Origin of the sequence: Tsuneonella suprasediminis, assembly GCF_003605755.1 — a bacterium.
Taxonomy (GTDB): Bacteria; Pseudomonadota; Alphaproteobacteria; order Sphingomonadales; family Sphingomonadaceae; genus Tsuneonella; species Tsuneonella suprasediminis.
This window is the reverse complement of the sequence record NZ_RAHJ01000014.1, coordinates 228,888-244,718: the sequence shown is the minus strand read 5'-3', so window position 1 is coordinate 244,718 and position 15,831 is coordinate 228,888. Positions and strand designations below refer to the sequence as shown.

Here is a 15,831-nt window from a genome sequence, read left to right as displayed (position 1 = left end):
TGTTCATCCGCGCCACCTAACATTCAACCTATGCGAATCGACACGGATTTATTGTTCGGCTAAGCGCAACAAATGGTTGAACGCCCAGAAACTCCGCTTCTCGATACAGTTGCCACGCCAGAAGACCTCCGCAAGCTTGCGCCGGAACAATTGCGCCAGTTGGCAGATGAATTGCGCGCTGAAATGATCAGCGCGGTCGGCAGCACCGGCGGCCACCTCGGTTCGGGGCTGGGCGTGGTCGAGCTGACCACTGCGATCCATTACGTGTTCAATACCCCGACCGACCGGCTGATCTGGGATGTCGGCCATCAGGCCTACCCCCACAAGATCCTGACCGGACGGCGTGATCGCATCCGCACTTTGCGGCAGGGCGGCGGGCTGAGCGGGTTCACCAAGCGCAGCGAAAGCGAATACGATCCCTTCGGCGCGGCCCATTCGAGCACGTCGATCAGCGCCGCGCTGGGCTTTGCCGTGGCCAACAAGCTGAAGGATGCACCGGGCAAGGCGATTGCCGTGATCGGTGACGGCGCGATGAGCGCGGGCATGGCCTACGAAGCGATGAACAATGCCGAACAGGCAGGCAACCGGCTGGTGGTGATCCTGAACGATAACGATATGTCGATTGCCCCGCCGGTGGGCGGGCTGTCGGCCTATCTCGCGCGGATGGTGTCGAGCAGCGAATATCTCGGCCTGCGTAGCCTTGCCTCCAAATTTGCGCGCAAGCTCAGCCGGCGGGTCCACTCGGGGCTTGAAAAGGCGGAAGAATACGCGCGCGGCATGGCGACCGGCGGGACTTTGTTCGAAGAACTGGGGTTCTACTACGTCGGCCCGATCGACGGGCATAATCTCGATCACCTGATCCCCGTGCTGGAAAACGTGCGCGACAGCGAACAGGGGCCGATTCTGGTCCATGTCGTGACGCAGAAGGGCAAGGGCTATGCTCCGGCGGAAAACAGCGCCGACAAATATCATGGCGTGGCCAAATTCGATGTCGTCACCGGCGAACAGAAGAAAAGCGCGGGTGGCCCGCCCAATTACCAGAACGTGTTCGGTGAAACGCTCAGCACACTGGCGGACAGCGATCCGCGCATCTGCGCTATCACCGCGGCGATGCCCAGCGGCACCGGAGTGGATAAATTCGCCCAGGCGCACCCCGACCGCGCATTCGATGTCGGCATTGCCGAACAACATGCGGTGACATTCGCCGCCGGGCTGGCGGCGCAGGGGATGCGCCCGTTCTGCGCGATCTATTCGACGTTCCTGCAACGCGCGTTCGATCAGGTGGTGCACGATGTCTGCATCCAGAATCTGCCGGTCCGTTTCGCTATTGACCGCGCCGGGCTGGTCGGAGCGGACGGCGCGACCCATGCGGGCAGCTTCGACATTACCTATCTGGCGACACTGCCCAATATGGTGGTGATGGCCGCTGCGGACGAAGCCGAGCTGGTCCACATGACCTACACCGCGGCGCAGCATGACAGCGGGCCGATTGCCTTCCGCTATCCGCGCGGCGCGGGCACGGGCGTGGCTCTGCCGGAGACGCCCGAACTGCTCGAAATCGGCAAAGGGCGCGTGGTGCGCGAAGGCAGCAAGATCGCGCTGCTCAGCCTCGGCACCCGCCTGGCCGAAGCGCTGAAAGCCGCCGATGCGCTGGAGGCGAAGGGCCTGTCGACCACAGTGGCGGACTTGCGCTTTGCCAAACCGCTCGACACCGCGCTGATCGATAAACTGATGCGGACGCACGAAGTGCTGGTGACCGTGGAAGAAGGCGCCATCGGCGGCCTCGGCGCACACGTGCTGACCCATGCCAGCGATGAAGGGCTGACCGATACCGGCCTGAAAATCCGCACGATGCGCCTGCCCGATATGTTTCAGGATCACGACGCGCCTGAAAAGCAGTACGACGAAGCGGGTCTCAACGCGCCGCAGATCGTCGATACCGTGCTGAAGGCCCTGCGCCACAACAGCGCGGGCGTGGAAGAAGCAAGGGCCTGAGCGGCGCGGGGCGGTGATGGCGGGTTCCGGTGTGCCCGGCGCGCGCTCTATTGGTGGCCTTCATCTACGCCGCTCTCCACTCGTCATTGCGAACGCAGTGAAGCAATCCATGGCCTGACGGTTCAACCCATCGCAGCGGTGGTGGCTGGGGAGAGGGTGGCCCATGGATTGCCACGTCGCCTGCGGCTCCTCGCAATGACGAAGGGGGTGGGGGTCGGGCTCTGAGGAACTGAGGGATCGTCCCCACCCATCGTCACCCCGGCCCCTGAGCCGGGGTCCAGCTTCCTCCAGCGCTGCACCCGAAGAAAAGCGGGGCCCCGGATCAGGTACGGGGCGACGTTGGTGCGAGAGCACGGGCGCTTGTACGGGAGGGCAGACTGATGCGGGGCGCTGGACGGCGGCTTCCCATCCCGCACGCCCGGCTCCGACCGTCTGCCAAACTCGCCCCCGCTTGTCATTGCGAACGTAGTGAAGCAATCCATGGTGTGACGGTTCCGCCCATCGGGGCGGTGGTGGCTGGGGGGAGGGCGGCCCATGGATTGCCACGTCGCCTGCGGCTCCTCGCAATGACGAGGGGCGGGGCGCTGAGGAACTGGGGAGCCGTCCCTCACCCATCGTCACCCCGGCCTCCGAGCCGGGGTCCAGCTTCCTCCAGCGCTGCGCCCGAAGAAAAGCGGGGCCCCGGATCAGGTCCGGGGCGACGTTGGTGCGTGGGAGTGTCCCTGCGCCTGCCGCTCGCACTCGGGCGGCGGCTGCAGACCCGCAAAACCGCGCTATCGTTCGAAATCGTGGCCGTAACCGCTGTCGGCCAGAATCGCCGCGGGATCGGCGGCGTCGATCAGTGTGTCGATTGCCTTGTGCGGGTCTTGCGCCTGCGCGACATAGCTTTGCGCGATCCGCATCCCGACCCAGTATCCCAGCTCGCCCGGCCATCCTTCTGGCGGGGAGCCGGCATTGCCGAACCAGCGGCCATAGGCGGCCTCCGCTTCGGGAGTGGCGTTTCCATCGGATCCCATCCCGGCCTGCACTATGGCGGCATCGTGCTGGAAATCGCGCCACACTTGCGCCTCTCGTGCCCGCGCCCATGTGTCGCGCTCGGCATCGGGTATGCGGGCGGTGGCGACATCGGTGATGTAATCGGCCACCCCTTCCACCAGAGCGGAGGCGAGCAGGGGATTTTTGCGGGCTTCCGCCGATGCCCGGGGCTGAAACGTGTGCACCGTTTCGTGGGCGAAGAACTGGCGCATCTTGCCGTTGAACGATTCGCGGGTGGGTGACAGGCGGCACAGCACCTCCAGCCCGATCACCTGTATTCCGGTGTCGGCGGTTCCCCCGCTGTTGCCCGGCCCGATCACTACCGCGATTTGCGGCAGGGGCCGGTCGGGCAGCAGGCCGCGCAGCGCCAGATAGCTGGCGCGCAGTTCGGCATTGGTATCGGCCACCCACGGCAGGCAGCGTTCGACCGCGTTGCGATAAAGATCGGGGTTCTTCGCGACAGTGGCGGCGAGGTGTTCGGCGTTCCGGATGCGATAGGGGGTGAACACTTCCACCCCGCGCCCGCCGTCGCGCAGATAACGTTCTCCGATCTGGTCGGCGGTCGGCTTGCCATCGGTATCGCGCCACAGCTGCGCGAACCGCTGCGCGGCGCTGTCATCGATGCGCGCGGTCAGCGGATCGACGGCATCCGTGGTGGGGGCCGGGGGCGGTTCAGTGGGGGGAGCGGGCTGTGCCGCGATGCTGGCGGCGATCAAGGCAGGAATCAATACCAACGGCCCACTCTATGAAACTGGAGGGTGTGTATGCTATGTAATACACCCGCGCGCAAGTGGATGATTGCGGCGTGTCTTTCCGTGAACGATGGCGATCACCACCACGCGCCCCGCCGCGACCAGCGCCATCGCGGCCAGCGCCACCAGAGCGCCCAGAATCAGATCGATCAGGTAATGCGTCCCTTCCACCGGGGTCGCCAGCAACATCGCGGTGTTGAGTATCAGCAGCGGCACACGCACCGGCGGCAGGTTCAGGCCATAGGCGATCATCAGCACTCCGGCGGCGGTATGGAAACTGGGTGCGGAAACCAGCCCGACCAGATGGCCGAGGTCGATCTGGCCAATGGCATGGGCGCGCAGCAAGGGGATCAGAGTCGGCTGCCACAGATCGCTGATCGGCAGATACGCCACCGGATCGCGCCACATCAGATAGCCGAGCGGGCCGATCGCCGGGATGAAGTAAAACGCGATCAGCGTGAGCAGGGCGGCCAGCCATGTCGCGACGATGAAATCGTGCGCGGTCCGCCGCTTGCCGGCAATCGCGCAGTATCCCAGCAGGATCGCGGGCGAGAGATAGATCGTCTCGTAAGCCACGCGACCGGCGATTTGCAGCCAGCGGTGTTCGGCCACGGTGCGATACCATGCCAGCCAGTCGAACTGCATCGCCAGATCGATCCGGTGCAATGCAGGATCGGCATATCCGCTGCTGAGCGCGGCGACGGGATAGCTCGCTACCGCCCCGGTGAGGGAAAATGCCATGAACAGCCCATAGTAGGCGGTGCCATCGCGCACCGCCTGCCCCAGCCGGGTGCGCGGGCGCTGACACGCCCAGTGGAACGCGCCCAGCGTGCCGAATACCAGCACGAATATCAGCGTGCCGGGGGCCAGCGGGGCGATAGACAGGCGGGCGCAAGCCATCAGTGCTGCAGTGGCGACCGCGCTGGCAATCAGCGCGGCCACGATCCAGCTAAGTGGAATGGAGCGCGCGGAATCGATGGATTCTGCGCGTCCGGGTTTCGGATGCAACACGCTGATCGGCACAGGCAAAGGTTCCCACGCGATCGCGTGCGACGATCCCGGATCGCCCACGAAAGCTGGCGCCCTATAGCGGGCGGTGCGACGAAGGGCCAGAGGGTGCTGCAACGATCCGGGCCGGGATACGGATGGCAGCGCCACCTCCGCCGCCCCCACCCATCGTCATTGCGAGGAGCCGTCAGGCGACGTGGCAATCCATGGATCGCACCTCATCCCGGCCACGACCGCTGCGGTGGGCAGAACCGTCAGGTCATGGATTGCTTCGCTTCGCTCGCAATGACGAGGGTGGGGCTTGCGAGGTTGGCAGGCCGTAGGAGGCTGGATGGTGGAGTAGCGTGGAGGAGGGCCCAAACCACCTCCGCCGCCCCCTCCCCTCGTCATTGCGAGGAGCCGCAGGCGACGTGGCAATCCATGGACCGCACCTCATCCCGGCCACGACCGCTGCGGTGGGCAGAACCGTCAGGTCATGGAGTGCTTCGCTTCGTCCGCAATGACGAGGGGGGCGAGTTTGACAGACGGCCGGAGTCGGTCGGGCCGGGATGGCGGGATTGGAGGCCGCCGTCCGGCGTCCCGCACCAGTATGCCCTCCCGGACAAGCGCCCGCGCCGATATGCGCGCGCTTATCCCGCCTCGGTCGTTTCGAGCTGCTCGCCCAGATCGAGCCATGCCGCTTCGGCTGCGGCCAGCTTGTCCGCCACTTTGGCGCGTTGCACCAGCAGGTCGCTCATCGCCATGTCCGCCAGATGGCGGACGGCGTTGGCCGGTTCGTACATCGCGCGGTCGATTTCGGTGCATTCGGCCTGCAATTTGGCCATCACCTTTTCCGCCTTCGCCAGTTCGGAGCGGAGGAAGCGGGCCTGTGCGCGGGATTTGGCGCTGTTGGCATTGGCGGCCTTCGCGGGCTTGGCGGCGGCATCGCTCTTCGGCTGGTTCCGGCCCAGCACGAAGTCGATATAGTCTTCCATGCTGCCATCGTATGGCTTTGCCGTGCCGCCATCGACCAGCACCAGCCGGTCTGCCGTCAGTTCGACCATATGCCGGTCGTGGCTGATGAGGATCACCGCCCCGGCATAGGCATTCAGCGCCTGAATCAGCGCTTCGCGTGCGTCGACATCGAGGTGGTTGGTCGGTTCGTCCAGAATCAGCAGGTGCGGCGCGTCGCGGGTAATCAGCGCCAGCGCCAGCCGCGCGCGTTCGCCGCCCGACAGCGTTTCGACCAGCGCGGTCGCCCGGTTGCCGGAAAAGCCGAACCGCCCCAGTTGCCCGCGCACCGCAGCGGGCGGCTTGCCCTCCATCGCGCGGGTCATCAGTTCCAGCGGCGTGGCATCGCTCGACAGTTCTTCCACCTGATACTGCGTGAAATAACCGACCTTGAGCTTGCCCGAGGCGTTCATCGCCCCTTCCTGCGGCGCCAGTTGCCCGGCGATCAGGCGGGCCAGCGTGGTCTTGCCATTGCCGTTGCGGCCGAGCAGCGCGATCCGGTCGTCCGCATCGATCCGCAGCCCCAGCCGCCGCAGCACCGGCTTGTCTTCGGCATAACCGACCGCTGCGCTGTCGAGCGTGATCATCGGTGAGCGCAGTTCTTCGGGCGACGGGAAATCGAAGCTGAGCGAGGGATCTTCCATCAATGCAGCGATCGGCTGCATCTTCGCCAGCATCTTGGCCCGCGACTGCGCCTGTTTCGCGGTCGAGGCGCGGGCGCTGTTGCGGGCGACGTAATCGGCCAGCCGGGCACGCTGGGCATCCTGATTGGCCTTGGCCGCGGCCAGTTGCGCGGCGCGTTCGGCGCGTTGTTTCTCGAACGCGTCGTATCCACCGCTATACAGCGTCAGTTGCCCGCCCTGCAGGTGCAGGATGTGATCGACCACTTTGTTCAGCAGGTCGCGTTCGTGGCTGATCACCAGCAATGTCGCCGGGTAAGACTTGAGGAAATTCTCCAGCCACAGCGTCGCTTCCAGATCGAGGTGGTTCGACGGTTCGTCGAGCAGCAGAATATCCGGTTGCGAAAACAGCAGCGCGCCCAGCGCGACGCGCATTTTCCACCCACCCGAAAAACTGTCGAGCGGCTGGCGCTGCATCGCTTCGTCGAAGCCCAGCCCGCTGAGAATCTTGGCCGCGCGCGCCGGAGCGCTGTAGGCATCGATGGCCAGCAGCCGTTCGTGGACATCGCCCAGCCGGTGCGGATCGGTGCAGGTCTCCGCCTCTTCCAGCAAAGCCGCCCGTTCGGTGTCGGCGGCCAGCACGACCTCTTCCGGGGTGACATCGCCGCTGGGCGCTTCCTGCGCGATATAGCCGAGGCGGGCCTTGCTCGGCTTGCCGATTGTGCCATCGTCGGGCTCGATCTCTCCGATCAGGGCCTTCATCAGTGTGGACTTGCCCGCGCCGTTGCGGCCGATCAGCCCGACGCGCGCGCCATGCGGGATCGCCGCACTGGCGCGTTCGAGGATAGGCCGGCCGCCAAGCCGGACGGTAAGGCCGTCAATCGTCAGCATGGCGCGGCCCATAGCAGCACTCTGCGTCCGGCCCAATGGGGTGCTTTGCATCTCCCGCCAACGCGCCTACCGACAGCGGATGGATATGAACGACCTGATGCTGCGCTATTTCGGCACCCTCGATCTGAGCGCGGTCGCGCCAACTGCCCTGCCAGCAGGGATCGACCAGATGCAGGTCGATTTCGGGCTGGAGAAAGATCGCGGCAAACGATTCGCGTTGTGGAGCCTGCTGTACATGCTCGACGCCGCGCCCGATCTGGACGTGGCGTTCACGGACGAGGCCGACCGTGAAGCGGCGCGCAATCTGATGGATCTGATGGCCGCGCAAATGCCGGACAGCGAATGATGCCTGCAACACTTGCGACGCTGGCCCGGCTGCCCGGTTTCGATGTCGATGCCTTCCTGCGCGATCACTGGCAGCGCAAGCCGCTGCTGATCCGCAACCCGTGGGGCGAGTGGCACAATCCGCTGGAGCCGGACGAGCTGGCCGGGCTGGCCTGCGAACCGCATGTCGAATCGCGCCTCATCACGCTGGAATCCGAAGACTGGAATCTCGAAAACGGGCCATTGCCCGAAGATCGCTTTGCCCGGCTGGGGCGCGCGCCGTGGACTTTGCTGGTGCAGGCGGTCGACCATTACGTGCCCGAAGTGGCCGCGCTGGTCGAACCGTTCCGCTTCATCCCCAACTGGCGGATCGATGACGTGATGGTCAGCTATGCCGTGGCGGGCGGCGGGGTCGGCGCGCATTTCGATCAGTACGACGTGTTTCTGATTCAGGGCCTTGGCACGCGCCGCTGGCAACTGGGCGAACTGTGCGATGGTGATACGCCGTTGCTGGCGCATGACGGTTTGCGCCTGCTGGCGGAATTCGATCCGGTGGAAGACTGGGTGCTGGAACCGGGCGATATTCTCTATGTCCCCCCGCGCGTGGCGCACAAGGGCGTGGCGCTGAGCGACGATTGCATGACGTATTCGGTCGGCTTCCGCGCACCGTCGCGTTGCGAACTGATCGCGGGCTGGTCCGACAATATGCTGGACGAGATCGACGACGACGATCGCTATACCGACACAGTGCTCGACCCGGCAGCCAATCCGGGGGAAATCCCGGCGGCGGCGCTGGCCCGGCTGCACGCTCTGGCGACCGAAGGGTTGCGCGACAGCGCCGGGTTCGCGCGCTGGTTCGGCGGTTATGCCACTGCGCCCAAGAACCCGGAGATCGACTGGCGGCCGGAAGAACCGCAGAGCGCGCAGGATGTGGCCGATGCGCTGGCGCAAGGGTGCGCGCTGATCCGCAACCCGGCCAGCCGGTTTGCTTTCGTGCGAGAGGCCGATGGTGTGACGCTGTTCGTCGATGGCGAAGCTTATCCGTGCAGCGGCGCGCTTGCGGCCTTTGCCGAAACACTATGCGCCGCGCCAACGGTCCCGGCAGGCGCGGTGGACAGCGCGGCGCACGATCTGATCCGCGACCTGCTCAACACCGGCGCACTCGCCTTCGAAGACATATGAAACCTCCCCTCGCCGTTTCGGGAAGGATCGAGGTTCAACGCAGATCGCGCTCCACCCATTCGCCGGGGGCAATGCCGTCCAGCGTCCATTCGCCCACCGACCAGCGCACCAGTCGCAAGGTCGGGTGTCCCACGGCGGCGGTCATCCGGCGAACCTGCCGGTTGCGCCCTTCGCGGATGGTCAGGCGCAGCCATGTGTCGGGCACGGTCTTGCGGACGCGGATTGGCGGATCGCGTGGCCACAGGTCGGGCGCGGCGATACGCTCCGCCTCTGCCGGACGGGTCGGCCCGTCTTTCAGGGTGACCCCGCGGCGCAGCGCGGCCAGCGCGGCGTTGTCCGGCTCCCCCTCCACCTGCACCAGATATGTCTTGGGCAGTTTGAAGCGCGGATCGGCAATGCGCGCCTGCCAGCGGCCATCGTCGCACAGCAGCAGCAACCCTTCGCTGTCGCGGTCGAGCCGCCCGGCGGGATAGACGCCGGGCACCGCGACGAAATCGGACAGCGTGCGCCGCTTCGTCTCGCTGCCCCGGTCGGTGAACTGCGAGAGAACGTCGTATGGTTTGTTGAACAGGATCAGGCGGGCCATCCGCGCCCTATAGCCTGCGACCTATAGCCAGCGCCATATCCCCGCCGGAACCCCCGCGCCGGGCATATGCGCGAAAGTCAGCGCCAGCCACAGCACCAGCGCGCCAAGCCACAGCAGCCACCCGGCGGAAAACAGCTTGTGCCAGCGCGGCCAGAACGATGTGCGCGATTGCCAGCTCGCCCAGCCATTGCCCAGCAGGCCGCGTTTCTTGCGATCCTGCATATGCGCGCCGACCAGCGCGAGGAACGTCACCGCCCCGGCCACGATCAGCGTGCGGATATCGAACCACAGCACGATATGGGCGATCCCCCACAATGCGAAGCCCCACATCATCGGGTGGCGCGTCACCGCGAATACCCCGGTGGGCGCGCGGTTGACGGCGGCCTGTGTCCTGGGATTGGGCAACGCGGGATTCTTCGATAAAGAGCCGAGGAACAGCACAAGCGCGGGCACGGTCAGCACGCTGGCCACGGCCCATCCCATGTCGCCGCTGCCCCCCAGATCGGCGGCAGGCGCAGCGCGGAATGCCACCACCATCCAGCCCAGCGTCACGAAAGCGACGAGCGAGTAGATGCCCAGAAACGCCGCTTCGCCCACCCGCCCGGCAATCGGTGCGCGCAACGGGTGCGACAGGGCGAAATGCGTGCCGACAAAGGCAATCGCGGCGAACAGCAGTTGGGTAAGCGCGGGGCTCAACAGCCGTGCCCCGTTATCGATAAGAAGCGCCACGGCTGCCGAACCGGGCAGCGGGTCGATTGCCACCGTTGCATCGCGTCTCCTTCTGTGTCCCGGTGCGGGGCGGTCATGCGCGGCCGATGCACCATTCGGATAATAGCGTGGCGGCAGCGAAACAGGCCTTTATTTGCAAGCCGTTAAGGCTTGATGTCAATTGGCCCTAACGTAGTGAAGGCGCAGTTCACCGTAATAATCGTCGCACCGGGCGCGATTGCGCTGATTGTGGTTGGGGGGAGTGAACCAGCCAGCCCCAAGCACCCACGTCGCCCCCGCCATCGTCATTGCGAGGAGCCGTCAGGCGACGTGGCAATCCATGGCCCGCCGTACGCTTCCCCCACAACCGGCGCGATGGGCGGGACCGTCGGGTGAAAGCTTGTCACACGAAGGCGCGAAGGCACTAAGTGGGTTTGGTTCGGGAGGAGGGGAGGCACCCTGCCGATGGCTGGCCCATACTATCGCGCATATCCCCACCCCTCGTCATTGCGAGGAGCCGTCAGGCGACGTGGCAATCCATGGCCCGCCGTCAGCCCTCCTCACAACCGGCGCGATGGGCGGGACCGTCGCACAATGGATTGCTTCACTGTGTTCGCAATGACGAGACGAGGCAAAGCGGCGGCTTCATCGTCGAAGGGATCGGGCGGTAACCGACCCTCCCGGTTACTCCGCGCCGCCGCCGATACCGACCAGCTTCACGGTGAACAGCAATGTCGCCCCGCCGGGCACCGGCCCTTTGCCCTTCGGGCCATAGGCGAGGTCTGACGGGGAGGCGATTTCGATCGTGTCGCCCACGCCCATCTGCGGGATTGCCCGTTGCCATGCGGGCACCAGCTTGCCGAGCGGGAAAGTCGCAGGCGGGCCGCCTTCCGATGTGTCGATCACAGTGCCGTCGCTCAGCTTCGCGGTGTATTCGACCGAGACGATGTCCTCCACCGTCGGGTGCTGTCCCGAACCGTCGCCCGCCACCCGTTTCCACAGCAGCCCGCCGGGCAGCGACTGCCAGCCGGGTTGCGCCGCGCGTTCGGCCAGCGCGAGTTGTTGTTTGTTGAGCCACGCCGGATCCTGCGACTGTGCGGGTTCCGCCGCGCGCAACGCGACATAGCCGACGCAGGCGATAATCGCGGCGCCCACTGCCATCAAAGCGGTCTTGTCGATCATCGGCGGCTTACCACTCATATGCTTTGGGAAGCTGGCTGGTGTCGAGATCGCGATAGCGTTCGCGCAGCTTGGTCTGATGGTTGTCGGTCGGCTGTTCGACCCCGTCGATAAACACCTTCACCGGGGCAGAGGCGAGTTCCAGCGGATCGCCGTCCCACAGCACTACGTCGCCCACCGCGCCGGGTTTGAGCACGCCTGCCTTGCCGCCGAACCCGGCGATTTCCGCCGGGACAGAGCTGATCGTCGCCAGCGCCTGACCCCATGTCAGGCCTGTGGCACCGGGCAGCTTGTTCAGCGCGACGAGGTTGCCCGCGAATTGCTTGGAATTGCGCGCCTGATCGCCGGTGCCGCCAGTCAGGCCGCCCACTGCGACCTTCACCCCGGCCCGGACCATCCGGCCCACGTTGCTCTGCGTCGCGGCCAGATCTTCGAAGCTGGTCGGCAGATCGTCGAGCGCGTGGGCGATCACCGGAACTTTGGCGGCGGCCAGTTCGCTGGCGACCATCCACCCTTCGCTCGCGCCGACGATCACCAGATCGAGTTTGGGAAAATCGTTCCGCAGCGCCAGCACAGAGCGGATATCCGCCGCCCGCTCCACCGCGACATAGAGCGGCTGTTCCCCCCGCACCACCGGCACCAGAGCCAGCGCGTCGGGGCGGTTGAGCAGCGCGTCGGCCGGACGGTCGGTCTTGCCCACCGCGGTCTGCGCTTCCTGCAAGGCGTTGCGGAAGGCGGCCTGCGCGGCAAGCCGCGTGCCACCGGCGATCCGCCCGCCGGATTCGCCCAGCGTCACCACCTGAAACGCGCGCGGGCGCATCACCATGTTCGGGTCCGCGCCCAGATCGACCACTGCGCCCTGCCCGCCGAAAATCGCGGACGAGGGGCCTACGAACACGCTGGCCCGCGTGATCCCGCCGCCGCGTGTCACCGACACGTGCTGCGAGGCGGGGTTGAGCGCGGTCGTCACATCCAGCGCGGCGCTGAAGATCGAACGCCCGCCCGAACTGTCGTTGCTGTTGGGCACGCCATCGACATCGTAGAGGCCGAGCTGCGTCATCGCGGCGAACAGGCCGGGGGTGACCCATTTGCCGGTGCCATCGATCACCGCCATCCCGGCGGGCGCGGCCACGCCCGGCCCGGCGGCGACGATCTTGCCGTTCTGCACCACCACGGTGGCGTTTTCGACCGGTTCGCTGCCATCGCCAGTCGCCAGCGTGGCGTTGGTGATGGCGACGTTCTGTGCCGCGAGCGGAGCGGAGACAGCGGCAGCGGCGGCGGCAATGGCGAAGCCTGTTACGCGGCGCAGGTTCATTTCACGTCTCCCATGCCGGGCTGTCCCAGTTCGAAATCGCTGACCGGGCGCATTTTGGGGTTATCGGCATCGAACAGCAGCGCACCGTCGATCCACACTTTTTCTGGCCGGGAATAGACGCTGAGCGGGTTGCCGTTCCACAGCACGACATCGGCCATCTTGCCGTTTTCGAGGCTGCCGGTCATCGCATCGATGCCCATCGCCTTTGCCGCGTTAAGCGTGAGCCAGCGGACCACTTGCGCGTCAGGAATGTCGATCCCCATCCGCTTGCCCGCTGCCTGCGCCTTGGCCGCTTCCTGATTGAGCCGCTGGATGCCGTTCTCATCGTCCGAATGGATCACCACGCAGGCCCCGGCATTCTGCAACAGGGCCGCGTTTTCGGGAATCCCGTCGTAGCTTTCCATCTTGAAGCCGTACCAGTCGGCCCACACAGCGGAACACACGTCGTTTTCTTTCAGCAGATCGCCGATCTTGTATGCTTCCACCGCATGGTGGAAGGCAGTGACTTTATAGCCCATTTCCTTGGCCATATCGATCACCAGCGCCATTTCGTCGGCGCGATAGCAGTGGTTGTGGACCAGTATCTTGCCGTCGAGCACGCCCTTCAGCGATTCCTTGGCCAGATTGCGTTTCTTGCCATCATACCCTTGCGCGTCGATCCATGTCTGGCGATCGACCGCGAAATTGCCCATCCGGGTGGAGGGCATCCGCCCCTTGCCGCCATAAACCCGCTTGGGATTTTCGCCGCAGGCCATTTTCAGGCCATAGGGCGCGCCGGGGAATTTCATCCCCTGCACCGTGCGGCTGGGCACGTTTTTCAGCGTGGCCGAACGCCCGCCGATCAGGTTGGCCGAACCGGGCAGCACTTGCAGCGTAGTGACCCCGCCATTGGCCAGCGCGCGGGTAAAGCCGGGGTCTTGCGGCCACACCGAATGTTCCGCCCACACTTCGGGCGTTGTCGGGCTGGTCGCTTCGTTGCCGTCCGAATGGGCGGAAACGCTGGGGCTGGGGTAATCGCCCAGATGGCTGTGAATATCGATGATGCCGGGGGTCACATATTTGCCGGTGCCATCAATCACGGTGTACCCGGCGGTGTCCAGTCCGGTGCCCACTGCCTGCACCTTGCCATCGCGCAGCAGCACGACGGCGTTGTCGATTTCCTTGCCGGTGCCATCGAACACCGTCGCCCCGACCAGCGCGGTGGGCGCGCCGGGATAGGGTTTATAGGTCGACGGATAGGCCGCATCGCCGCTGGCCGATTTCGGTGTGGCGGCGCTGGCGCTGCGTGTTTCGCCGCTGTCCGCGGTGGTGCTGCATGCGGCCAGCGCCAGTGCGCCCGCCGCTGTCATGAACGATCCCGTAAGTTTCATCTTTTCCCCCGAATGGGCCCCGTTATGGGAAGGGCGCGACCGGCTGGCCGCGCCCTTCGTTTTCAGTCTGGTATCAGTGGCGTGTCGCCGGATGCGCGCCCGGACCTTGCGGTTCACCGACTTCGTTCTGGCCCAGCAAATCGTCTGCCGGATCGCCATCGGTCAGCGTGTTGAGGTGCATCAGCTTCTTGATCAGCGGGCTGACGAGCAGCACCAGAACGCCGATGCCCATCGCATACCAGCCAACGGTGGTATAAACGCTGAGCACCAGTTCCTTGCCGGCCTCTGCCCCTTCCAGCCCTTCGCCGCCTGCAGCGGACGAAATCAGGCCGGCAGCGAAGTTGCCGGTGGCCGATGCGAAGAACCACACGCCCATGATCAGCGATGCCATGTGCGCCGGTGCCAGACGGTTCATCGCTGAAAGGCCAACCGGGCTAAGGCACAGCTCGCCAGTGGTGTGCAGCAGATAGATCAGGAAGATGAAGATCACCGGCACTGCGGCATCCATCCCGGCGGACTGTGCGCCCCATACCAGCACGAGGAAGCCGAGGCCGACCTGAATCACGCCCAGTCCGAATTTGAACGGAGCCGACGGTTCCATGCCTTTCCGGCCCAGAGCGGTCCACAAAAACGCGAACACGGGGGCCAGCAGGAAGATGTAGGCCGCGTTCAGCGACTGGAACATCGAAGCGGGCATTTCCCAGCCGAAGAAGTTACGATCGACCTGCCGGTCGGTGAACAGGCTCAGCGAATTGCCTGCCTGTTCGAACAGCGCCCAGAACACGATCGACACCAAAATCAGGAACATCGCGGCAAAGATGCGATCCCGGTCTTCGGCAGGCAGTTTGATCACTGCGGTGCCGATGACATACGCGACCAGCAGGCCGCCGAATACGCCGAGGAATACGCCGACCACGCTCTGATTCTGGACCATCCACCAGCACAGAACCACTGTGAACAGGCCAACAACATACAGGCCCAGTTCGGCCATTTTGCTGAGTGGTTTGGGCGGTTCCCCCCGGCCCAGCAGCAGGTTCTTGCCCAGCCCGAATACGACCAGACCCAGCAACATGCCGAAACCGGCCAGACCGAAGCCGTAAGACCAGCCATAGGTTTCCCCGATATAGCCGCACAGCAAAGAGCCGAGGAATGCGCCGAGGTTAATCCCCATGTAGAAGATGGTGTAGGCCGGATCGCGTCGCGTATCGGTGCGGGGATAGAGTTGCCCCACGATCACCGAGATATTCGCTTTCAGGAAGCCGGAACCGACGATGATGAAGGCCAGCGCCAGCCAGAAGATGTTGAGCGCCGCGCCGCCTTGCCCGCCATCCCCTTCGAAACCCATCAGGAAATGGCCGAAGGTCAGCAATACAGCGCCGTATAGTACGGCCTTTCGCTGGCCCAGATATTTGTCGGCCAGATATCCGCCCAGCACCGGGGTGATATAGACCAGCGCGGTATAGGCGCCGTAGATAACCCCGGCTTCGCTATCGGAAAACAGCCAGTGCTTGGTCAGATAAAGGATCAGCAGTGCGCGCATTCCGTAATACGAAAAGCGTTCCCACATCTCCGCGAAGAACAGGACGAACAGCCCTTTTGGATGGCCGAGGAATGTACCTGCTGAATCCCCGTCGGGCAGTGTTTGTGTTGTCATGCGTGATGCAACCCCATGAAAATGTGTCTGCAACGCCCTCCCCCCATCGAGAGGCCATGTGTCGCGAAACCGCGCACACTAACGGATCAATCGCGTGTGTGAAGCGCTAGTTTCACACGCAACTGCCTGATTGCGGCCTGTATCCCCGTTTATATGACGATGATGCGTCGTCTTCGTAAGCTTGACGCGACACGGTGTATTATGGCACTGATGCACCTTCGA

Annotated in this window: 12 protein-coding genes; 3 read left to right on the top strand and 9 right to left on the bottom strand. The window is 64.9% G+C overall.

Translation table 11 applies throughout. From position 1 onward, the window contains the following. Window positions 1-72 precede the first annotated feature (72 nt). On the top strand, window positions 73-1,995 hold the full coding sequence (gene dxs, locus D6858_RS04810) for a 1-deoxy-D-xylulose-5-phosphate synthase (RefSeq protein ID WP_120107640.1): 1,923 nt from the start codon (window positions 73-75) through the stop codon (window positions 1,993-1,995). Between the two features lie 773 nt (window positions 1,996-2,768). Here the strand turns inward: dxs and D6858_RS04805 are convergent. The 3 genes from D6858_RS04805 to D6858_RS04795 form a co-directional block, all read right to left on the bottom strand. Further along, window positions 2,769-3,746, bottom strand: a complete 978-nt coding sequence (locus D6858_RS04805; RefSeq protein WP_165859634.1) for a gliding motility protein GldB-related protein — start codon at window positions 3,744-3,746, stop codon at window positions 2,769-2,771. 51 nt (window positions 3,747-3,797) lie between these two features. Beyond that, on the bottom strand, window positions 3,798-4,853 hold the full coding sequence (locus D6858_RS04800) for a phosphatase PAP2 family protein (RefSeq protein WP_240623694.1): 1,056 nt from the start codon (window positions 4,851-4,853) through the stop codon (window positions 3,798-3,800). A 566-nt stretch (window positions 4,854-5,419) separates the two neighbouring features. Next, complete coding sequence (locus D6858_RS04795) at window positions 5,420-7,291, bottom strand: ABC-F family ATP-binding cassette domain-containing protein (RefSeq protein WP_120107972.1); 1,872 nt, start codon at window positions 7,289-7,291, stop codon at window positions 5,420-5,422. Between the two features lie 79 nt (window positions 7,292-7,370). Between D6858_RS04795 and D6858_RS04790 the strand changes: the two genes are divergently transcribed. Both D6858_RS04790 and D6858_RS04785 read left to right on the top strand, forming a co-directional pair. Next, window positions 7,371-7,637: a hypothetical protein gene (locus tag D6858_RS04790; protein WP_120107636.1), complete on the top strand. Its 267-nt coding sequence runs from the start codon at window positions 7,371-7,373 to the stop codon at window positions 7,635-7,637. Next, a complete protein-coding gene (locus D6858_RS04785; RefSeq protein ID WP_120107970.1) occupies window positions 7,637-8,797 on the top strand; it encodes a cupin domain-containing protein in 1,161 nt (386 codons plus the stop codon). The genes D6858_RS04790 and D6858_RS04785 overlap by 1 nt, the downstream gene beginning before the upstream one ends. A gap of 34 nt (window positions 8,798-8,831) precedes the next feature. Here D6858_RS04785 and D6858_RS04780 read toward each other — a convergent pair whose 3' ends face one another. The 6 genes from D6858_RS04780 to D6858_RS04755 form a co-directional block, all read right to left on the bottom strand. Then, the gene (locus D6858_RS04780) at window positions 8,832-9,383 is read right to left on the bottom strand and encodes a pseudouridine synthase (RefSeq protein ID WP_120107634.1); all 552 of its coding nucleotides are present in this window, start codon (window positions 9,381-9,383) and stop codon (window positions 8,832-8,834) included. Between the two features lie 21 nt (window positions 9,384-9,404). Continuing rightward, window positions 9,405-10,145 carry an NnrU family protein gene (locus tag D6858_RS04775; protein WP_338067263.1) on the bottom strand — a complete coding sequence of 247 codons (741 nt, stop codon included), beginning with the start codon at window positions 10,143-10,145 and terminating at the stop codon, window positions 9,405-9,407. Between the two features lie 630 nt (window positions 10,146-10,775). Continuing rightward, window positions 10,776-11,291, bottom strand: a complete 516-nt coding sequence (locus D6858_RS04770) for an FKBP-type peptidyl-prolyl cis-trans isomerase (RefSeq protein WP_240623692.1) — start codon at window positions 11,289-11,291, stop codon at window positions 10,776-10,778. Beyond that, entirely contained in the window at window positions 11,281-12,585 is a 1,305-nt protein-coding gene (locus D6858_RS04765; RefSeq protein WP_205664876.1) for an amidohydrolase family protein, read from the bottom strand. The genes D6858_RS04770 and D6858_RS04765 overlap by 11 nt, the downstream gene beginning before the upstream one ends. Continuing rightward, window positions 12,582-13,955, bottom strand: a complete 1,374-nt coding sequence (locus D6858_RS04760) for an amidohydrolase (protein WP_205664875.1) — start codon at window positions 13,953-13,955, stop codon at window positions 12,582-12,584. The genes D6858_RS04765 and D6858_RS04760 overlap by 4 nt, the downstream gene beginning before the upstream one ends. Window positions 13,956-14,028: 73 nt before the next feature. Then, on the bottom strand, window positions 14,029-15,609 hold the full coding sequence (locus D6858_RS04755; RefSeq protein ID WP_120107632.1) for a peptide MFS transporter: 1,581 nt from the start codon (window positions 15,607-15,609) through the stop codon (window positions 14,029-14,031). Window positions 15,610-15,831 lie beyond the last annotated feature (222 nt).